Below are 19869 nucleotides of genomic sequence, written 5' to 3'. Positions count from 1 at the left end.
CTCTTTAATCTGTCTGTTTGGCCGTGAGTACCAACACGCTTTCGCGCACATCTTGCAGCCCTTGGGTAAGCTGTTTATTGATGGCGATTTGGTACTTCAGATTCATGCCGATAAGCACAAACATGACCAGCGACTCGGACGAAAACCCCAGACCCGATAAGGCGTTAATAAGGGCGTTTTCCATCCAAGCCCCCTACTTTTTTGCTTGGTTTCCACTTGTCCGGCAGCGACTCATACGCGCCAATCACAGCGGGAATGGCTAAGCCAACCGCGCCGCCAAAATTCACGCCCGTATCAGTCAGCTCCACGCTGAATAAATGGCCGTAGCCCGTCGCCGCAGCGATAACCGAGCCAAGCAGTGTTAAGCCTTTTAATGTTGAACGTTCAAACATGTTGTGTTTCTCCCTAAACCAGATTGACGCCTTTCAGCACCGTGTTTTTGCTGTAGTGGCGACCCACTTCCATGATGCTCATCGCGTGAAGCACTTCGACCAACAGCGGCTTGTTGTTCACCAAATCAATGCGCTCATCCATACCCACACCAACGCGCCCCGCGACAAAGCGTGCATAGTTGGCCGTGTGGTTTTCGTTTGGTGGTGCAAAGCGGTGAATGATTTCCGTTAAAGTGTGCAGCTCATGGCGGCGCTGATAGTTACGCAACAAAATGGCGCCCGCACGAAAGCCCCATTCGGGCGCTTGAAAGGTTTCAAAGGCTTTGTCTCGTGACGGTGTCACCTTGCCTTGCCATGCATTTGGTGCAATGCGAATGTTAAGCGGGTTATTAATGCGAATCCCGCGAACGCTTGATGTGGTTGATGTCGTCATGGTGAACGCTCCAATTCCAAAAACAAAAATAATTAAGATAAACAACGGCATGGTTACACCTCCAATAGTGTGACGCTGTCACCCTCCGCGCCCGTTAAGGTCATGCCTGCCGTGCTTTCAATGGTGATGCGCTCGCCCGCTTCCAGTTCAAACGCATCAATGAACACCGAGGCGGTATTGGCTTTCGCCGCCTTAATCGTGATGGCTTTACGCGTGGCGTTTTGCGCAATGTTGTGCGGGAACACGCTCACCGCTTCGGTGATGAGGTTGCGACTGACTTGCGCATCCACTTTGACCACTTGCGCAGCTTCGAGCGTGACCGAAGGTAATGCAGACACTTCCACCGATGGCAACGATTGAACCGTCACGGGTTGCGGCGCTTTGAACTCAACAGGCGGTAACGTCGTGACGCCGAGCTGTTGATTCGCTGCGATTTTCACAGCAGGCAGTTGATTCACCGCCAGTTGTTGATTGGGCGCGATTTCTACCGCGGGTAAGTGTTCCACCGTCACCCCTGGCATGCGCTCAATCACCACATTCGGCAGTGCTTGCACCACCACGCTTTGCCCCTCAACGGGCGGCGTGAACATCCCAAAACCAAACTGGATTTCAATCTGGTTATCGGTGCGGCTTGAGATAAGCAAACGCCCAAGGTGTTTACCCTCGCCCACGTTAAACACCGACGATTTACCAAGCGTGACGCGCTCACCGGACGATTCGCGATAGACTTCAATCTCAGCTTGCGCCGATTTCAGATACAGCCAATTGCCATCAGGCGTCAGCGGGATGGCTTGACCCGCTAATAGTTGCGTGTTCATCGTTTTTTCACCATTACGTAGCCAAGCACCAACACAAGCACAATCGCGAGAACGACCATCATCTTGCTTGTTTCGACTTGCCCGCCGTCCTGTTTGAATTTCGCCAAGTCCATCATGGCTTGCAGGTTCTTCGAGTTCTGCGCCGCTTGATTGCCCGCCAGTCCCGCCAACATATTGAGGTTTTCACTGTTGGTTGAGGCGTACGTTGCCAAGGAATCGCCCGCAAAATCGGCCACTTCATCAATGGCGGTTTCGGCAATGTCGTGCGTGGTGTCCATCGCTTCAAGCGAAATACGCTCATTGCTGTTGAGCATTTCGCCGCCAAACGCAAAGGCTTCGTCAAACGCCTTTTCGCCAAGCTCCATGGCGGCATTCACTGCGCCGTGGTCGGTCATGGTGGTGTTGATGGTCGAGTTGTTCACACCCGAAATCGCCACACCGAGGTTATCGCCACTGATGGCATTCTGGCCGCTGACGTTAGTGGTGTTACTGGTATTACTCGATTTTGATTTAGAACTACCCATCTACTGCACTCCCAAATCCAAACGAATAAAGTCACCGTCTTGCTTGGCGGTCACACCAATTGAACGCACTAAACGCGCCACACCTTGAAACGCCGTATCCGCAGATAGCGATTGCATCCCCGCCGCTTTAACGACATTAACCAGTTGTTTGATGCCCGAACGCAGACCACGACCCGCGACGCCCCACAAAAAGTAGTTATCCCCGTCTCGCTCACCCGCAATGATGAGATCATTTTCATTGCTGATTAGGCGATACAGACTCACGCGGCCATCCTTGACCGCTTTGCACAGCTCGACATACGCATCAGGGCAAGCGCGAAACGCGGGCTTGAGTTCACCAAGCGCACGTTTCGATTGCGTCACGACTTCAATTACTTCTTTTTCCATAGCAACACCGCCGCAATCACAATCACTACAAGAATCATCAACGTGGTGGAATTGCCCCCGCCCATATTGATATTGCCTACCGATAGGCTGCCACTTGATTCGCCATCGGCACCGCTGACCGCGGGACCACCGTTGGCGCTAATTGGCATCGAGCCGGAATTGCCTAAAAGCCCACCAATCATAATTTGAATCCTTTCTTGTACAGGACATAACACACCAGAAGCAGACCGAGCACCCATCCGATGCGGTCAAAACCGCCCGAGACTTTGATGCCCGCCCATACGCCCACCGCACCTGCAATCAGGTATGGAATAAACGGCATTACTTCTTCCCCTTAGCGACGTAGAACATCGCCAATAACAACAATACGAACAGCATTCCCATCATCAGGTGTGTGGTGGTCACCCCCGCAAAGGCGGAGGTGTACACAGGCTCACCCGTGGGTTGTTGGTAGTCGTTATTGTGCTTTCGCTGTTCATCTGGGTTGCTCGACTGGACGCGGTCGGCTTCGTTTTCAATCTTCACGCCAAGCCAGTCTTTGCCCAAGTCGGTGACGTCGGTCATCAGTTCGCCGCCCGTTTCTAAAACGCCGTCCCAAATAGACCCCCACATGCTTTGCTCTTGCGCCATAACGCCCCCTTACTGCGCGGTAGGCACCGCCACTTGTTCGATGGCTTCAATCAGCACCGGAATGCTACCCGGTGCCGTTTTTTCCACTTCAAACGCCAGTTGTTTCATGGCCGCCGTTGGCAAACGCGCTTCGCTACCAAACCCGCAACGCGTGAAGTCCATCGAGAAGAAGCCCGCATTCTGCTCACGACCCGCCGCGGCTAAGTCGTAGGCGTTATCGGTCTTGTTTACGTTGAGCTCTTCACGTTCATCACGCAGGACGCGAACGCGTTCAATCGTGTCGTCTTTGAGGTGTAAACGCTTGATAGACAGCGCCGCGCTACGCTCGGCAAAGTCAAACGGCGTGCGACCACTTGATGCGGCGTACCACGTTTGGGAATAGATGCGCGGCATGTAAATGCGTTGGCTTTGCGCTGCCGTGGTATGAGCACGAGCGCGAATCATTGGTGCCGCGGCACCCGCTTTGGCTTTTAGTTGGATGTACATGAACCAGATTTCGCCTTGCAGCGTGACTAGCTCACCTGTACGGATACCCAGTTTGGTGCGCATCGACAAATCCGAGAAGTTCAACACGTAGCGACCCGCTTGCACGTATTCTTTCTTGTGCTCTTGCAAGTCGAACAGGTCTTGACCCGTGACGTTGACGATTTCACGGCCGTTCACTTTCACTGTGATGCGCTCAATGTCTGCCGCATCGAGAATGTCCGTCACCAGTTCAATGTTTTGGTAGGTTGGACCCGATACCAAGCGCAGTGTGGCTTGGTTGCCCCAGTTCACGCCCTCAACAGGGTCAAGCTCACGTGGACGCGGGTTAAAAGGTTGTTTTAGTGCTTCCATTAGAACCACCCATTTTCGCCGTTAAGAGTTTCACGCACTGGATTGAGCACGCTGATGTTGTTGATAGCGGCAATCACGATTAACGTGATAATCAGCGCCATCAGTAGGTTTTTGTGTTGCTGTTTCATGTTGTCCCTTTCGGTTGTAAACGGTTAAAAAGTGATTTCATGAAACAGGGAAACGGACAGGCTTGGAAGTGAGAGCAACCTATAGGTTAAGTGGTTAACCTATAGGTTGAATGAGCGTTGAAATTAACGGTGAATGGTGCCCGTCAGACAGTTAAATGAGGACTTTTCCACGTTGCCGATACCGTCACGAACGAGCATATATTCAGCAATCGGTTTGCCAATTGCGGCTTTGTTGTTTTTGGCTGACTTCAAGCCCGCCAAAGTATCGACGCACAAGCCTTTTTTATCCGCGAGCCATCGTGCATCGGCCATCGAGTTCACCGCACCAATCCACCATACAGGTGATTGCTCGGTCACGGTCTTGGGCACTTCTTGCCCGCGTTGGAAAATCGAATGCAGCACAAGCCCATATTGACGCCCACCGCGCCATAATTCGCCCGCTTTGCCTTTGAGTTTGCCGGACGTTTCCACGCAGCTTGCTAACTCTTCGATGATCACATGCAGTTGTTTGGCGTCGCCATTACCGACTGCCCACACTGCCGCGCTGAAAAATTCGAGTTCCTCACTACACGCGCCATCTTTGGGGATATACGCCAACTTGAACGACTTGCCGCGTTTACGTGCCATCACCAAGGCTTTGACGAACGCCACGCGAGAACTGGTTTCAAGACATTGTTGGCCGCGGAATTTCGCCCCCGCGTAGTTGCGGTAAGGGTCAAAAAAAACCGCTTGCGCGGCTTTTGGCACTAACCCCAAGTGCTTAACGGCGGAGGTTTTACCCCCGCCCGTGCCCGCCACATAGATGACATGCTCGGCATCGTGTGACGGATTGGAGTTGACCGGATTGGGGAATTTAAGCGGCGTCTTTTTCTTTTTGCTCACGCTGTTTTTCCTCCTCGATGGCTAATAGCTCTTTTTGGTATGCCATGGTTTTCTTGGCACTGTAGACCAGCGACAACACCGCCAAACCGAGCACGGCCTCTTGCATGTAGTCACCAAACAGCGACGACACACTATCACTGTGTTTTTCCAAGACAGGTAACGCGGCATCAATCACCGCCGCTTTGCCTTTTTCATCAAACTCAAAATCGACACCGGAAATAATCGACGTCGCTTGTTCGGCAATGGTGAACAGTACCGACAATGCGCCCTCGAACATTTCACCCGCGGGTTGGTGGTTGTCGTCGTTGGCCGCTTCGGTTGGTAAGTCGGTTAACTCGCTGACTTCGGTTTGCTCCAGTCCACTGATAACCGCGGAAAAGTCGCCCCAATCATCTAACTCTGGTTGGTTTTCCATTTCATCCTGCATTGACTGGCTCTCCTTGTTCGGTATCTGGTTCGGTTGATTTCTTGGTTGGCATCAGTTGACGAATCGCCCAAATCAGCAAAGCGACAAAGGCTATCCCCGCTAAGACTTTTTTAACCGGAAACGGCGGCTTTTTAACGGGCGTTGGTGCGGGTTCCGGTTCGGTTACTTGCTCGGTTTCAACGCTTGGCGCTTCCACTGGTTCAGCAGCCGCAATGCTAGGCATATCAGTGCTTGTAACGATGTCGGGCACTGGTTCAACCGTTGGCAATTCAGTCTCAATTGTGACGGCGTCACTCAAATCTAGCTGTTCAACCGAGTCAACCATGTTGGTTTCTACAAACGCGTTAATGCTCTTGCTCATTGGGCTGTTGCCACAGCTCGGACACTTGTAATACAGCAGTCCTAAATTGCGCCCGTTTTTAGTTGGCTCGCCCTCGGCAATCAGCTTGCCCTCACCGACACGATGCACGGTAGAAGCCGAGCTACAAACGGGGCACGATACGTGCCCGCGAATTGGGTTGGGATGTTTACTCATCGGCGGCCGCCTCGACTGTTTCCAATTGCTGCATATTGCCTTTGACACAACCGCGATACTTTTCACGCACTTTGTTGTTGAGCTTGGTAAGCTGCTCGATTTGGTCGAACAGCGTCGGATTCAAACCAAACGCTTCAAGCGAAAAGTTACCCGTCATGAGCATCTTGCTTGCACGTTTGATAATCGCGTTGGTGTCCATGTTTTTGAACTGGCTCAACTCCTTTTCGACACTGGCGTTGAGTTTGTCGGCCGCATCGAGCGCGGCCATTGCTTGCTGACATTCTTTAAGAGATAGCATTTCCATTGTTTAAGCCTCGGCTAGTTCTTCATCGGTGTTCGGTTTTTTCTGAATCTGTTTGTTGACTTCTTTCATCCAGACCAGCAATAGACGCCAAAACACGCCGCCTTTAGCGCGCTTCACTTCGGCTTCCATTTCTTGGGTGATTTTGTCGATGGTGCTCATTGGGTTGTCCTTACCTAGTTGCTGAAATCGTTGTCGCAAGCAATATCCCAAACGGGTTAAATCAGTCGTAATGTGTTGTTTTGTAATTTGATTGAACAATATTGGTCGATGGAAACCGTCGCCCCATTCGCCAACGGCTCTAATAGGCATTTCACTCCCTCAAAGCTCCATCCGGTGAGCTTCTTCAACTCTGTAATGAGTGGGGAGTTACAGTTATTTTCAGTGCTCCAAGACGTCGCTCCGCGACTTTTTAAAAGACGCTTTACGTCTTTCGTTTGAACGAGCGAATAGCACTCGCTAGCGGTTTCGATGACTTGACCGCACCACTCAAAACCAATGATTTTTTTGATTGGCTCGCCGTAGTCGTTTTTGTTTTCTTTGTAAGCCAACTTCGCGCCCTTAGCTAACTGACAAAACAGCGCCCATTTGGATGAGTCTGCCGCTTGTCTCAGTTCTTCTAGCTGATCATCTTTTTGGGTTTGTTCGGCTGTCGCACGGCGTAAACTGCGCCACAAAGACACAGGCTCACCACCAAATTGCTGAAACTGGCGAATACGATGCACGGACGCCCAAGCGCGCACTTTAAATGCACTTTCTTCGGCTTCGGTGTCTGGCATGTGTTTACCGTTGATGTTCTTCGAGACGTACTTGGCAATATACGCCGTTGCGCCGCCCTTGCTTGGGTCGGCTTCTTTTACGTCAAAGCGTGGCGTGATGTCGTCGCCTAATTCCTCACGGTCTGGCGCAATCGCCTCACCGCGGAGAATACGAATGATGTTGGCTTTGTCTTTGTGAGAGCAAAACAAGAAATAGTGCGCGTGACTGGTTGCGTCTTTGTGTGGTTCGGCCACACGAAAACCAAAGTATTCAATCTCTAACTTGGCCAACTTAGCGCGAGCAAGTGACCATTGGCGCATTAATTCGGCGTGTCCATCTTTGACGCTTGAGCCGTCCCACTTCGGTGAATTGCGGTGATAACGGCTCGGCAGTGTCCACGTAATAAAAAGCGCGGTGTATTCCAGTTCGTCGGCCAGTTCTTCAAAGCCTCGTGAACGAACCATCATTTCAATACGGCGGTTCTCAGGGTTAGCAATGGTACGCTTTGCCACTTCCTCTAATGGAAAGTGCTCGCCTGTTTCCTCGTTGTACACGCTCATCGACTTCATGTATTTCTCTGATTCACGTTGTTTGCGCTTCCAGTTACTAAAGGAAATCTCTGAAACGTATTTGCTTTGATGGCCTTTGTCACCCACACGGCTCATGGTGATTTGGGCGTACTCGATGTAGTCACCACGCAGACGCAGCAAACGACGTTCAACCCACTTTTCAGACTGCATTTTGAGTACCGCAGCCGTTAGCATTTGCTCTAACACTTCAACGTCTTTCACTTTGAAATTCACGTAAGGCGGCTTGATGTGGATTGTCTTAAGTAATGCTTTTTGCTCAGAATAAACCGCGGCTAACGCCTCAACAAAAGAGGCGTAACCTTCGGCATTTAGGCTTGATAAAATCTCGGCGCATTGGTCGGCGTGCTTCTCCGCGAACTTAGTCAGCGCGTCGTCACGCATCAAAATATTGTGCGTCAATGGCTCGCTATGCGCGCCCTTTCGACTGTCAACAAACGAGTAACGATTCTCGATATGGTGAGCGCACTTCAAGCCAAATTTCACCGCGTCTTTGGCGGTTTTAATCACGTTTTCACGTGTGGCGTTTTGGCGCTGTGTGCGCGCCTCAACTTTACGGCGCACATCGTTGCGAACTATCGCGGGTAAGCGTGGGAAAAATCGGCGTGAAAAGGCACTTTGATGAATGGCATCATTGGCGAACGTCTTGCCCGCCATCTTGATTCCTATGGCTTTGGTGTCGAAGTCCATGCATCCCCCTAATTAAAGGGAAGAATCCGCGCCCACTTGGGGCGCTTCATCTTGCTTGCGGATTTCGTGTAGTGGTTGGCCGTTATTTTGCGCGCCAAGTGTCGCCATACGGTGAGCGGTAGTCGTAATATCGGCCAAGGTGTCGTTTTGTGCTTTGATGCAAGCGACAAGCGTCATTCCTTGGTAGAGCCAAAGCGAGGCTTCAACAGCTTCAAGCTCAAAACTATCGAAGTAGATATGAGTTCCGTTGTCTTGTGATGCAACAAGTTGGCGCTGATTGCGGCGCGATTTCCAGATACTAAGATTCATGCTACAACCCCCTGACGAAAACGTGTAGGAATGTAGGTCTGTTTCTTCTTAGGGAATTGCTCGGCGAACTTCTCGCGTAATTCTGCGATTTTACGCAGTGATTTAGCCGTTTTAATTGGGTCTGGATTTGCACACCCTGCCATATCAGGGCAAGGTAAGTGAATTGGGTTTGAGATTATACGTTCCATGTTCATAGCCTCCGCAAGCTGTCTCTTTTTTGAACATGGCAACCGTAAACGAATTATTTTAAACGTACAAACGAGTTAAACTACTGAAATAGCACGTAAGATGCTCTACAATTTAACAATCTTGTTTCTTTTTTAAACAGTTACTAAATGAACTACACAAACATACTTTTAGACAGAGTAAAAGCTAAGTACGAACTGGGCTCAGACTACAAACTAGCTCAGAAACTTGGCGTTGGTCGTAGTCGCGTAGCCCACTGGCGCGCGGGTAGCTGTTCTATGGATTGGGAAATAGCCTTTAAAATCGCTGACTTACTGGAACTAGATGATCAAAATTTGGTGTTCGGTTTGATAGATGATAAGTACAATAATCCCCGCTTAATCAATGCCTTACAAGCAGGCGCCCCCGCCTAGCCTATATTAACCCTTTCACATATAATGCGTACCAAGGGGTGGGATCTCAAAGCAATAATGTCCGGTTTTAGCTACTTTAAAATGTCATCCTAAGATTAACAACATTGTTTGCTTTTGAAGCTTTAACCGAGGTTTCTGTGGACTTGCAATCGCTAGTTTGGTTTGTGGTTATGCTTACGAAGCAAATCAAATCTCTTATTGAAAATTGATGCGCGCTTAGTCCTCGACTTACTGGCGTGTTCTTCCGTAAGCACCTGAATCAATCTATGTATGGTGATGATGGCCAACTCACTGAATTTGCCATTCAATGGCATCACGATTACTAACTTAAGCGCTACCAAACAAAAAAGCCTTTCATACTCGCCTCGTACAACAGCAAAAATCAGCTAAACGCTCTAATCGCTCCGCAACGAAATCTGCCAAAAATCACGAGCTCAGTTGCGTTCTGAAACATTTATAAGCCTGTGGTTATATGGAGGCGAATGTACTTTTCGGGGTATTTGTAACGATAGCGTTTTCCTTTCTTCAAGTTGGACTTAACGTACCTACACACTTTTTGGTCACCACTGCTGGTTACTCTTTTTATTACTGCGTTTTTACTTTTGTGCTCCATTTCTATCATGACGTCACAATAACCTTGATAGCCATCAAACTTATTGTCTACTTTCTTTTGAAGCTTAGTCTTAATCTTTTTAGCCAACAGGTTCGTTTCTGAATCGTCAGCAAAAACTGAATTACTTGCAAAGATCAATACCATTAAAGTTACAACGTATCTCATCGTTTTGGTCCGTTTATGTTGTTGATTGTTCGATGATAAGTAATTTTTCTGTAGATACGAAAATGGGACGCCACATTGCGTCCCATTTAACATGATGAAGTAACTGATATGTAATTAAGCGCGCTTCTTGCCTTTGTTTGCTTTGAAGCCCTGGTGCGGAAAAACGTTACGAATCCTCTGTTGAACTTTTTTGGGAATGCCTTTGGAAAAGCTTAAGCGCATTCCTGTTCGTTGGCTATACACCTTCATTTCACCAGTAAACGGGTTATGCTCACTAATATCCTGTAAGTTGTGTTTGAAAGAAGGAGGTAGATGCCCTTTTACGTTACTAATATGGCCATTATCGAACTTTACTTTTAACACCGGCCTATCGACTGCGATCAACCAAAAGATCACGATGGCTGCAATTAAGATTACATATAACATTTGGCACTCCCTATCCTAGCTAGATAGCAATTTACTCAAATCCTCTTTAATTGAGGTAACTTTTTGACTCGCTTTTTCACTTCTCGACGCTTCGGAAAGCAAATATTCAATTGCGTCAGATAACGTACAACCAAGTTCATTCGCTCTACTAGAAAGCTTTTCCCAAACTCGGTAATCTAAATCAATGGATTTCTTCTTTGTATGGACTTGCTCTGCATTGAAGTGACGTTTCCGTTTCGCTCGGATAGCCTGCTTGAGTTTATTATCTAACTCTTCTGACATGTGGTTTTCTATCCAAGCTAAGACAAGTGTAGGCTCGTGTTCAAGGCGTTTTAGTTCTGCGACCGCTGCATCTGCTTCGCTTGTATCAATATGTCGGGTAATCGCTTCACCATCTTTCCATTTTTTGATGAGATACTTCCATTTCCACCCACATTCTAGATTCTCAAGCTGCTGATATTTCATTTGTTCCGACCCATAAACATAACCTAGTGACAGCGTAACCCAGATGGTTTACTTGGGCAAATAAAACTCTTAGAAGTATCGATGTTGATCACTCATTTGTCTAAGTATTGTTCATTGAGAGATGAATGCCGAGAGCAAACCAAATTGGTGCTAGGGTGTTATAGTCCGTTTCGTTATAATGTCGGCAAGATTGAATTACGATGAATTTTAATGAACCAACTTAATTGGCAAGACGTAACACCTTCACTTGAGCAGTACGAAGCACTTTTAAAGTCTGCACCTTCGTTACCAAAGAAGTCTTTTACTGAGCTCCAACCGAGAATGTCGGCAACGATATCTCGTTTTTCAAAAATTTCTGGATTGACGCGAGTACTACTCATTAACTGCGTAGATAATTCTGTCTATAGAGAGTTCATCAGTAAAGCTCTTCAGAGCCAGTCTAACGCTGCGATTGTTTTGTCGGAATCACTTGATGCCAAACGCTTATTTGACCGTTACAGTGTCGATTTAAGTGGTGATATTGCCTTCCAACCTGGCTTAATTTCACAGGCAGATAGCGGTTACTTAATTGTACCGGCTAATCTAATTTTGGCTAACCCAGGACTTTGGCCAAATATAAAGTCTGCAATTCAACAAAACCTTATCGAGCCACTGAACCTAAGCCCTACTCGTTTACCTACTTCAGTACCGCAAGCTAAAGCTTATGATGTAAAACTGATTGTAACAGGAGAAAGAGGTCAGTTAGCAGAGCTAGAATACATCGATGAAGACTTTTGTTCTGGCTTTGCCATGTATACGGAAGTTGAAGAAGATATTCATCTGTCAGAGCAGAATTTGACAGATTACTTTGGTTTGGTGAACTGGATATGTTCTCAATATCAGCTGCCTCACTTAACCGAATGTGGTTTTAGAAGATTGTTGCTGGCCGGTATGAGATTTACTGAAGATCAACATTATCTGCCTTTAGGAGTAATGTGGCACTCTCAACTTCTAACGCTTGCCAGCCAGTTCAGTGATGGCCGAGCATTAGATTACAAGTCGTTAGATAAAGCGATTGACGACAAGTATTACCGAGAATCTTACCTTCCTCAGCGTGCCGTGTACGATATTTTAGATGGCCAAGTCATCATTGAGACAACTGGGGAACAAGTTGGTCAAATCAATGGCCTAACCGTTATTGATATGGCTGGGCACCCTGTCAGCTATGGTGAGCCTGCACGAATATCTTGTGTAATTCATTTTGGTGATGGCGATGTTTCCGATGTTGAGCGCAAAGCTGAGCTTGGAGGCAATCTACATGCAAAAGGCATGATGATTATGCAAGCTTTCTTGAGCTCTGCTCTGAAACTGGATGAACCACTGCCTTACTCTGCCTCCATCGTATTTGAACAGTCTTATAGTGAAGTTGATGGTGACAGTGCATCTCTTGCAGAACTTTGTTGCTTGGTGAGTGCTTTATCTGAATCTCCAATTAATCAACAAGTTGCTGTTACAGGAGCTGTTGATCAGTTTGGTCGAGTGCAAGCCGTCGGTGGCTTGAACGAAAAAATTGAAGGCTTTTATCAGGTTTGTAAACATCAAGGTTTTACAGGAAATCAAGGTGTTGTGATGCCAAAATCAAACCTTAAACACCTTGCATTACATAAAGATGTAATAGAAAGCATTAAAAATGGTGAGTTCCATATTTGGTCCGTTTCTACCGTAGATGAAGCTATTCCGATTGTAATGAATAAACCTTTTAGAGGTGAAGACGATAGCATTATTGGCAAAATAGCGGAACGTATTGAAAACTTTGAAAGACATGAGCATCCAGAAGGAATTGTGCAGCGCATCAAAAACTGGTTTGTCTAGTACTGATCGGAGTTGTTTAGCGTACACGTGTTCACTAAGATGCAGCTATCAAAAATTGGAGTAATTGATAATGCAAAACAAACGTGATTCTTATAACCGTGACGATCTACTTGCTTCTAGCCAAGGCGAACTGTTTGGGCCTGGTTACCCTCAGCTTCCTGCGCCAAACATGCTAATGATGGATCGTGTTACTAAAATGTCTGAGACTGAAGGCGATTTTGGTAAAGGTTTGATCTTGGCGGAATTGGATATTACTCCAGATTTGTGGTTCTTTGACTGCCACTTCCCTGGCGACCCTGTAATGCCGGGTTGTCTTGGCCTTGATGCGATGTGGCAACTTGTTGGTTTCTTCCTTGGCTGGGTTGGTGGCAAAGGAAAAGGTCGTGCTCTGGGTGTTGGCGAAGTGAAGTTTACAGGTCAGATCCTGCCAACAGCGAAAAAAGTGACGTACGAAATCCACATGAAACGCGTTGTAAACCGTAAGCTTGTGATGGGTTTGGCTGACGGTCGTGTATGTGTGGACGGCAAAGAAATCTACGTAGCAAAAGATTTGAAAGTTGGCTTGTTCCAAGATACTTCAAGCTTCTAATCTCGATTTTAATCGATTTATTAAGGCTCCTATTTAGGAGCCTTTTTGTTATCCAGTGTTAACCTACTTCCCTATGTCCCTATAATGTAGAAAAGGCTCCGTAGAGCCCTTTCGAATCCTTCTTTTTGTATGTGGAGAGTTTATTTGTAGAGACCAGATTGTCTTTCATCTCTGGCATCACGCCAACCACCTAACCAATACGACCGAGCATCAACTTGTTGATATGGGCAAGCCTCTTGAGACCTTCCATTCAACCCAGCTTTGTAGCCTTGAGATTGAGCTCGTTCTAGGCGATCACGCTTTTGTCTCTTCATAGTTAATTCCTCATACAGGTCCATTTACTAACGTACAGCTGTTATTGTGAAACTTTGATGGAGTTTTTATGACTCCACTTATAAGAATCGATCAAAGTAGGCAATTTCTCAAGGCATAAAAAAAGCAGAGACTCAAATGTGTGAGCCTCTGCTTGATTTAAAAATTACTGACGATTTTTAACTATTTTCTACGGAACCCAAACAATCCAAGCATGGTCAAAGCTAACCAACCAAGGCCTGCACCTTGACGCTCTGTCGTCGTTGAGTCAATGCTTCGAGATACGATGTCGTCCTTAGTTGCGTCAGCAATAGGTACTAGTTTGACTGCTACAATTTGCTCTTCAGAGCTACATGTCGCATTGTTTGCTGTTGTGCTATAACCACCTGCACATTTCATAGCAGTACCAGAGATCACACCTGCATCATTAATATCAGTTGCGTCGATAATACGGAACTGATTGTTTTGTTCAGAGTAATCACCGCCATTAGTCAAACTGTCTAGGAACCAAGCTTTTCCATTAAACAATGTTGCAGCACGTTCACTAGTCTCGCCACCTAGGCTATATGGATAGATAAAACCGCGCTTACGACGTGGCTTGCCATCGTCTTCACGAGTCGTTTCCGCATCAAGTTGCCCGACGATTTCATTGTAAGAGTTGATACCGCCCATCTTACCGCCCGCACCGCTAAAGAAAATGCCAGTAGTTGGGTAAAAAGCGCTAATAGAATCCTTACGAACATCATCTACGATAAAGAGACGATTCGGAGCAGAGCCCGTTGGCATTAAGTATCCGCCCGAACGTTTCGCTTCACCAATAGCAACAAAATTAGAGTTAACGTCGGTTAATCGTGAGTTTGTATGAACCGTATCATCACCTTCGCGCTGTCTAGCTCCTACAACAACTTTATTTTTCCAAGTTGCGTTTTCAACGCTACCTTCGGCTTCTAGAGTTCCGACAAAAACAGTCGCATTCAGGTAGTTATCATCACTGTAAGTGTTGTAACCTACGCCATAGACCGTAGTTCCATCAGTGACAAGGTCACGCATGCTCCCTTGAGCTAACCTTTCTCCATCTTTAGATGTGCCACTTGGCCAAGCCAATTCACTGACGGTTCCGCTTTGATCCCAAATCGCTGCTTTTGATGTATGGTGAGATCCATTGGTATTGCTTGCTGTTCGAGAAACACTGCCAACAGTAAAAATGCCGTCTGTGCTCCAAGCATGGCTTTGCACAACACTTGCGTCACTATCGCCAGTAAGAATATTTGGCTCTACTGGTGCAACTACGGTATTTCGTGTTTCTAATGTAGAAGCATTTTCTGTGCTAACTTTACTCTGATTACCGACAGCTGCACCATCCTCGGTAAGCTGGTTGATAACATTGTTATATTCATTTTTATAAGCAGCAGAATCTTCTTCTATGAACGCTAACGCATTAGAAGTAAAGTCTTTACTACGTTCTTTATTCCACGGCGTCCAGTTTACTGAGGCCCAAGAGTCACAGGTGGAATAGCGAAGCTGGTTGTAACAGTAACGCTCAAAGTCTTTGAGTTCTTGGATGTAATAAAAGCCAGCGTCTAATCCGAATGGGATTTCTTCACGATAGCTGTTCCCATCCACGGCTTGTGTCGCTGAAATCGGTGTAGTGCGAGTTTCCATTGCAAGTTTAAACTGCTCTGGCGTGCAGTTTGCTGCTGCATCAAAGCAGCCTGAAGCGAAAGGTGAACCTGTTGAAGGATCTGTACCTGCATCGCCCTGTTGAATTGCAACCCCGTAAGCCGTTTGGTAGTCACCGTTTGAACCATGATCCTGAGGTGAAACCTCAACAACTTGATACAATGCCGCCTGTGCGTTCATTGTGGTACCAACCATCATTGCAATGGCGGTCAATTTGAATTTATTACTACAATTCATTGAATTCTTAACTATCCTGTTGCATTGCTTCGAGTTCTTCCCATCTCTCGAATGCGATTTCCAACTCCTGCTCTAGTGCAGCAAGCTGTTCCAATACCGGCTGAGTTTGCTCTACAGGTTTAGCAAAGAACTCTGGATCGTTCACTTGCTCCTGAAGGCTCTCGATATCCGACTCTAATTGTTCAAGTTTAGCTGGTAGAGCCTCTAATTCTCTTTGCAGCTTATACGATAACTTCTTCGAATTGTTCTTAGGTTGCGTAGTTTTGGGAGTTTCCTCAACCACTTTCTCTTTCTTCGTTGGTTTTTCAACCTGACTGCGCGAAGCAAGAACTTGGTCACGCTGTTGTTTAGCATCATGATAACCACCAACGAACTCTTCGATTATACCGTTACCCTCAAAAATCCAGCTTGTTGTTACTGTGTTGTCTACGAACTCACGGTCGTGACTCACTAACAATAATGTACCCTGATAATTGGCAAGCATTTCTTCTAAAAGTTCCAACGTTTCGATATCCAAATCGTTAGTTGGTTCATCAAGAATAAGTAAGTTGTTTGGTTTCAACAAGATACGGGCTAGCAATAATCGGTTTTTCTCACCACCAGAAAGTGCCTTAACCGGGGTTCTGGCGCGCTTAGGTGCAAATAAGAAGTCTTGAAGATAACTCAGCGCATGACGCTGACGTCCCCCAACCATTACTTCTTGTTTCCCATCCGCTAAGTTATCGATCACTGTCTTTTCTGGATCCAAAATCTCTCGGTACTGATCAAAGTACGCGACTTCTAATTTTGTTCCGCAGTGTAAACGACCAGACTGCGCTTCCAATTGCCCTAGTAGCAATTTAAGTACCGTACTCTTACCGCAGCCATTTGGTCCGATAAGTGCAATACGGTCACCACGCATGATGTTAAAGCTAAAGTCGTCGACAATTGTCTTGCCTTCGTAAGCAAAAGATACATTTTCTGCTTCAAATACAATCTTACCTGAACGAGAAGCATCATCGATGTTTAGGTTAACTTTACCTTGAACTTCACGACGGTCACGACGCTCTTCACGAAGCTTTTTAAGGGCTCGAACACGGCCTTCATTACGAGTACGACGTGCTTTAATGCCTTGACGAATCCACACTTCTTCCTGAGCTAGTTTCTTATCGAACTCAGCATTTTGCATTTCTTCGACGCGAAGCATTTCTTCTTTGTCATTCAAATACTGTTCGTAATTACCAGGGAAAGAAGCTAATTGACCGCGATCTAAGTCAACGATGCGTGTCGCCATCGACTTGATGAATGCACGGTCGTGAGAAATAAAGATGATCGAGCCTTTGAAGTCTTTTAAGAAGTTCTCTAACCATTCGATCGTTGTCACATCGAGATGGTTTGTTGGTTCATCAAGAAGCAATACATCAGGATCACAAACCAGCGCACGAGCTAAAGCAGCTTTACGTTGCCAGCCACCGGATAGATCGGTCAGTTTGGTTTCTGGGCTTAGTTTTAAAGAGCCAAGTACGTTCTTAACACGGTCATCAAAGCGCCAAGCGTTAGAATGATCAAGTTGCTCTTGAACTTTCGCCAAACGGTTAATGTTCTTCTCACTTGGGTCTTGAGCAACAAGATCGAGAAGATCGTGATAGATCTTCAATTGTTCGCCGATTTCAGCCAAACCGCCAGATACGTATTCGTAAACTGTACCCTCTTGATTGCGCGGTGGATCTTGTTCAAGCCGAGAAACTACTACGTCTTGAGTTATTTGAATCTTGCCATCATCCAACAAAATGTCGCCGGCAAGCACTTTCATTAACGTGGACTTACCTGCTCCGTTACGACCAACTAAACAAACGCGTTCGTTTTCTTGAAGGGCGAACTCCGCTTTGTCTAGCAATGGGTGGTCACCAAATGCAAGTTGTGCGTTATGAATGGTAAGTAATGCCATTATTATCCAACCAATGTGTGAGTTGTTCTAAGTCAAACGGCCAGTTCAACTCAGAATCTTGATATTTTAATACGGGTATTGTGACGCCGTAACGAGAAAATAGTACATCATCGAACGCAATATCAATGATATCTGTTTGCTCGGCCAAACCGACTTGGTCTACTAGAGCAAATGCCATCTCACAAAGATGGCATCCCTCCGTGCTATACAATATCAGCACGTATTAATCCTTTTGTTTATACTACGCGTGCGTTACTAGCCAACAGTTATGAATCTGTTTATTACGCGCAAAATCTAATGGTAACGTTTGAGAAGAAATATTCTGAGCCTTCAAACCCAATTCAGCGAGTGATTCTTCATCCATCTTGAAGTGACGTTTGTTATTTGAAAATACGATTGTGCCTTCACTTCTCAGTAAACGTTTGAGGTTCTTCATTAGCTTAATGTGGTCACGTTGTACATCGAATGATGTTTCCATACGCTTAGAGTTAGAGAACGTAGGTGGGTCAATAAAGATCAAGTCGTACTCACCTTTTGCGTTTTCTAGCCATTGCAAACAGTCCGCTTGTTCATATTTATGTTGGCGCCCTACACAGCCATTAAGCTGCATATTGTCTTTCGCCCAGTTCAAGTAGGTGTTTGACATATCGACAGTTGTAGTGGAACGCGCACCACCAACTGCAGCGTGCACTGTTGCACTACCAGTGTAAGCAAACAAGTTAAGGAAATCTTTACCCTGTGCCATTTCGCCAAGACGACGACGAGTGATCTTATGATCCAAGAACAGGCCTGTGTCTAGGTAGTCATGAAGGTTCACGATCAGCTTCACACCGTACTCGTTTACTTCGAGCGTCTCTGATACCTGACCTAATTTTTGGTACTGGCTTCGACCTTTCTGCTTCTCACGAACTTTCAGTACAACTTTGTTCGCTTCGACACCGGTCACCTGAATCGTCGCACGGATAATGTCCGTTAGACGACGCTTGGCTTTTTCTTCAGGGATGTTCTTAGGTGCTGCGTACTCTTGAATCACAATTTGATCGCCGTACACGTCGATCGCTACGTTGTATTCTGGAAGGTCTGCATCGTAGATACGATAGCAGTCTAGTTTCTCTTTACGCGCCCACTTGCCAATCTTGCCAATGTTTTTCTTCAAACGGTTTGAGAAGTCTGGTGCGATTTGAACGTTAGTATCTGCACCTTTAACTTCATCAGCGCTGCGCTCGGCAATGCTGTAGTTCTTTTGGTGACACGGTAACGCACCATTGTTCAATTTAAACTGTTTATCAGCGCGCATACGAAGGCAACTCAAGAGCTCGTCTGAGCTAGAGAAGATAGATGCTTTACATCCGCCAAACTCAGATTTTAGCTGTCCACCGAACGCGGTATAGAGCGCAATCAGCCCCGGCTCAGTTCCTAGACGCTCACCGTAAGGTGGGTTTGAAACGATAACACCGTGTTCAAATCCTGCGGGACGAGTAATAGTTGCAGCATCACCTTGCGCAAACTCAATCAACTCTTCAACACCTGCTCTGCGGGCGTTTTCTTGAGCGACTTTTAATACTTTGGGGTCGTTATCGAATCCAAAAAACTTAGCGTCAACTTTCTTGACACCTCGTCTAGCTTGAACATTAGCCTCTGATTTAATCTCAGCCCAGGTCTCCGGTTCAAAGTCTTCCAAAACTTCGAAGCCCCATTGTTTGCGCTTAACGCCAGGTGCCATGTTGGCTGCCATCATTGCCGCTTCAATAAGCAAAGTACCAGAACCACACATTGGATCGAGTAATGGTTGATGCCCATCCCAGCCACAACGCATGATAATCGCAGAAGCAAGCGTTTCACGTAATGGCGCACGACCCGATTCTGGTCGATAACCACGCTGATGAAGACCACTACCTACCATGTCTACCCCAAGCAACGCTTTATCTTTATGCAAACGAACGTGAATACGAATATCTGGGCGTTCTTTGCTGATATTAGGACGTGGCAAGCCTTTGTTCTCAAAGCAATCTACGATGCCATCTTTGACCTTCATAGCTCCGTATTGGCTATTTCTAATCTCACGGTTTGTGCCGTTAAAGTCCACAACAAAGCGTTTAGAGCTATGAAATTGGTTAACCCAGTTAATAGTGGAAGTGGATAGATACAAGTCCATGTCGTTGTTACACGTGAACTCAGATAAAACACGTACAAATCGAGACGCTAAACGGCTCCACAAACAACAGCGATAAACCTGTTCGTTTGTCGCTTTAAATTTTACGCCTGCCTGTACTGGTTTCGCATTTTCAATGCCTAGTTTAGTCAGTTCTTCAACAAGCAAATTTTCCATGCCATTTGAAGTTACCGCGAGATATTGATTCATAGTG

The 19869-nt window shown here is 46.5% G+C and carries 30 protein-coding genes; 3 read left to right on the top strand and 27 right to left on the bottom strand.

What is annotated here, in order from left to right:
* Positions 1-4: 4 nt before the first annotated feature.
* The 19 genes from R7E78_RS03490 to R7E78_RS03400 all read right to left on the bottom strand — a co-directional run bounded on the left by R7E78_RS03490 (position 5) and on the right by R7E78_RS03400 (position 8827).
* Positions 5-184, bottom strand: coding sequence for a hypothetical protein (locus R7E78_RS03490; protein ID WP_017636135.1), 180 nt, complete (start codon positions 182-184; stop codon positions 5-7).
* Positions 165-392 carry a hypothetical protein gene (locus R7E78_RS03485; RefSeq protein ID WP_017636136.1) on the bottom strand — a complete coding sequence of 76 codons (228 nt, stop codon included), beginning with the start codon at positions 390-392 and terminating at the stop codon, positions 165-167. Before R7E78_RS03485 ends, R7E78_RS03490 begins: the two co-directional genes overlap by 20 nt.
* 13 nt (positions 393-405) lie before the next feature.
* Complete coding sequence (locus R7E78_RS03480; protein ID WP_046876230.1) at positions 406-876, bottom strand: structural protein; 471 nt, start codon at positions 874-876, stop codon at positions 406-408.
* Between the two features lie 2 nt (positions 877-878).
* Positions 879-1643, bottom strand: a complete 765-nt coding sequence (locus tag R7E78_RS03475) for a hypothetical protein (RefSeq protein ID WP_318057643.1) — start codon at positions 1641-1643, stop codon at positions 879-881.
* Positions 1640-2167 (bottom strand): chemotaxis protein, encoded by a 528-nt coding sequence (locus R7E78_RS03470; RefSeq protein WP_258457471.1) that lies wholly within the window; start codon positions 2165-2167, stop codon positions 1640-1642. The genes R7E78_RS03475 and R7E78_RS03470 overlap by 4 nt, the downstream gene beginning before the upstream one ends.
* Positions 2168-2554, bottom strand: a complete 387-nt coding sequence (locus R7E78_RS03465; RefSeq protein WP_031380915.1) for a hypothetical protein — start codon at positions 2552-2554, stop codon at positions 2168-2170.
* Positions 2539-2736 carry a hypothetical protein gene (locus R7E78_RS03460; protein WP_005457419.1) on the bottom strand — a complete coding sequence of 66 codons (198 nt, stop codon included), beginning with the start codon at positions 2734-2736 and terminating at the stop codon, positions 2539-2541. Before R7E78_RS03460 ends, R7E78_RS03465 begins: the two co-directional genes overlap by 16 nt.
* Positions 2733-2876, bottom strand: a complete 144-nt coding sequence (locus R7E78_RS03455) for a hypothetical protein (RefSeq protein WP_017636141.1) — start codon at positions 2874-2876, stop codon at positions 2733-2735. The genes R7E78_RS03460 and R7E78_RS03455 overlap by 4 nt, the downstream gene beginning before the upstream one ends.
* A complete protein-coding gene (locus tag R7E78_RS03450) occupies positions 2876-3184 on the bottom strand; it encodes a hypothetical protein (protein WP_005457431.1) in 309 nt (102 codons plus the stop codon). Before R7E78_RS03450 ends, R7E78_RS03455 begins: the two co-directional genes overlap by 1 nt.
* A gap of 9 nt (positions 3185-3193) precedes the next feature.
* The gene (locus tag R7E78_RS03445) at positions 3194-4021 is read right to left on the bottom strand and encodes a major capsid protein P2 (protein ID WP_172605901.1); all 828 of its coding nucleotides are present in this window, start codon (positions 4019-4021) and stop codon (positions 3194-3196) included.
* On the bottom strand, positions 4021-4149 hold the full coding sequence (locus R7E78_RS03440) for a hypothetical protein (RefSeq protein WP_005457441.1): 129 nt from the start codon (positions 4147-4149) through the stop codon (positions 4021-4023). Before R7E78_RS03440 ends, R7E78_RS03445 begins: the two co-directional genes overlap by 1 nt.
* A gap of 123 nt (positions 4150-4272) precedes the next feature.
* The gene (locus R7E78_RS03435; protein WP_104980680.1) at positions 4273-5031 is read right to left on the bottom strand and encodes a hypothetical protein; all 759 of its coding nucleotides are present in this window, start codon (positions 5029-5031) and stop codon (positions 4273-4275) included.
* Positions 5003-5458: a hypothetical protein gene (locus tag R7E78_RS03430; RefSeq protein WP_017634759.1), complete on the bottom strand. Its 456-nt coding sequence runs from the start codon at positions 5456-5458 to the stop codon at positions 5003-5005. Before R7E78_RS03430 ends, R7E78_RS03435 begins: the two co-directional genes overlap by 29 nt.
* A complete protein-coding gene (locus R7E78_RS03425; protein WP_318057642.1) occupies positions 5448-5993 on the bottom strand; it encodes a hypothetical protein in 546 nt (181 codons plus the stop codon). The genes R7E78_RS03430 and R7E78_RS03425 overlap by 11 nt, the downstream gene beginning before the upstream one ends.
* Positions 5986-6297 (bottom strand): hypothetical protein, encoded by a 312-nt coding sequence (locus R7E78_RS03420; protein WP_005457413.1) that lies wholly within the window; start codon positions 6295-6297, stop codon positions 5986-5988. Before R7E78_RS03420 ends, R7E78_RS03425 begins: the two co-directional genes overlap by 8 nt.
* A gap of 3 nt (positions 6298-6300) precedes the next feature.
* Complete coding sequence (locus R7E78_RS03415) at positions 6301-6495, bottom strand: hypothetical protein (protein ID WP_206946921.1); 195 nt, start codon at positions 6493-6495, stop codon at positions 6301-6303.
* Between the two features lie 17 nt (positions 6496-6512).
* Complete coding sequence (locus R7E78_RS03410; RefSeq protein WP_318057641.1) at positions 6513-8330, bottom strand: replication endonuclease; 1818 nt, start codon at positions 8328-8330, stop codon at positions 6513-6515.
* 12 nt (positions 8331-8342) lie between these two features.
* Positions 8343-8639, bottom strand: a complete 297-nt coding sequence (locus tag R7E78_RS03405; protein WP_017634764.1) for a hypothetical protein — start codon at positions 8637-8639, stop codon at positions 8343-8345.
* The gene (locus R7E78_RS03400; RefSeq protein ID WP_005455288.1) at positions 8636-8827 is read right to left on the bottom strand and encodes a hypothetical protein; all 192 of its coding nucleotides are present in this window, start codon (positions 8825-8827) and stop codon (positions 8636-8638) included. The genes R7E78_RS03405 and R7E78_RS03400 overlap by 4 nt, the downstream gene beginning before the upstream one ends.
* Before the next feature lie 147 nt (positions 8828-8974).
* Here R7E78_RS03400 and R7E78_RS03395 point away from each other — a divergent pair, with 147 nt between their 5' ends.
* On the top strand, positions 8975-9238 hold the full coding sequence (locus R7E78_RS03395; protein ID WP_025639948.1) for a helix-turn-helix domain-containing protein: 264 nt from the start codon (positions 8975-8977) through the stop codon (positions 9236-9238).
* Positions 9239-9692: 454 nt separating this feature from the next.
* Here the strand turns inward: R7E78_RS03395 and R7E78_RS03390 are convergent, their stop codons facing one another.
* From R7E78_RS03390 to matP, 3 genes are all read right to left on the bottom strand, one after another.
* Complete coding sequence (locus R7E78_RS03390; protein ID WP_025766620.1) at positions 9693-10016, bottom strand: hypothetical protein; 324 nt, start codon at positions 10014-10016, stop codon at positions 9693-9695.
* A gap of 114 nt (positions 10017-10130) precedes the next feature.
* Positions 10131-10442: a DUF3634 family protein gene (locus R7E78_RS03385; RefSeq protein ID WP_005377468.1), complete on the bottom strand. Its 312-nt coding sequence runs from the start codon at positions 10440-10442 to the stop codon at positions 10131-10133.
* A gap of 15 nt (positions 10443-10457) precedes the next feature.
* Positions 10458-10907 carry a macrodomain Ter protein MatP gene (matP, locus tag R7E78_RS03380; protein WP_005396497.1) on the bottom strand — a complete coding sequence of 150 codons (450 nt, stop codon included), beginning with the start codon at positions 10905-10907 and terminating at the stop codon, positions 10458-10460.
* A 210-nt stretch (positions 10908-11117) separates the two neighbouring features.
* Between matP and R7E78_RS03375 the strand changes: the two genes are divergently transcribed.
* Together R7E78_RS03375 and fabA are read left to right on the top strand one after the other, a co-directional pair.
* Positions 11118-12758 (top strand): Lon protease family protein, encoded by a 1641-nt coding sequence (locus R7E78_RS03375; RefSeq protein ID WP_318057640.1) that lies wholly within the window; start codon positions 11118-11120, stop codon positions 12756-12758.
* A 70-nt stretch (positions 12759-12828) separates the two neighbouring features.
* Positions 12829-13347 (top strand): bifunctional 3-hydroxydecanoyl-ACP dehydratase/trans-2-decenoyl-ACP isomerase, encoded by a 519-nt coding sequence (fabA, locus tag R7E78_RS03370; protein ID WP_005390081.1) that lies wholly within the window; start codon positions 12829-12831, stop codon positions 13345-13347.
* 140 nt (positions 13348-13487) lie between these two features.
* On the opposite strand, the gene rmf is transcribed toward fabA, so the two are convergent.
* The 5 genes from rmf to rlmKL all read right to left on the bottom strand — a co-directional run bounded on the left by rmf (position 13488) and on the right by rlmKL (position 19865).
* Positions 13488-13661, bottom strand: coding sequence for a ribosome modulation factor (gene rmf / locus R7E78_RS03365; RefSeq protein ID WP_005377453.1), 174 nt, complete (start codon positions 13659-13661; stop codon positions 13488-13490).
* A 181-nt stretch (positions 13662-13842) separates the two neighbouring features.
* The gene (locus R7E78_RS03360; RefSeq protein ID WP_318057639.1) at positions 13843-15576 is read right to left on the bottom strand and encodes a DUF3466 family protein; all 1734 of its coding nucleotides are present in this window, start codon (positions 15574-15576) and stop codon (positions 13843-13845) included.
* A 7-nt stretch (positions 15577-15583) separates the two neighbouring features.
* A complete protein-coding gene (locus R7E78_RS03355) occupies positions 15584-17503 on the bottom strand; it encodes an ABC transporter ATP-binding protein (protein WP_054730902.1) in 1920 nt (639 codons plus the stop codon).
* Complete coding sequence (locus R7E78_RS03350; protein WP_017821808.1) at positions 17481-17723, bottom strand: glutaredoxin family protein; 243 nt, start codon at positions 17721-17723, stop codon at positions 17481-17483. Before R7E78_RS03350 ends, R7E78_RS03355 begins: the two co-directional genes overlap by 23 nt.
* A gap of 21 nt (positions 17724-17744) precedes the next feature.
* A complete protein-coding gene (gene rlmKL, locus R7E78_RS03345; RefSeq protein ID WP_053350765.1) occupies positions 17745-19865 on the bottom strand; it encodes a bifunctional 23S rRNA (guanine(2069)-N(7))-methyltransferase RlmK/23S rRNA (guanine(2445)-N(2))-methyltransferase RlmL in 2121 nt (706 codons plus the stop codon).
* Positions 19866-19869 lie beyond the last annotated feature (4 nt).

The organism is Vibrio sp. YT-19(2023) (genome assembly GCF_033337395.1).
Note: the sequence above shows the minus strand (reverse complement) of the source record. Positions and strands in the feature narration are given on the sequence as shown.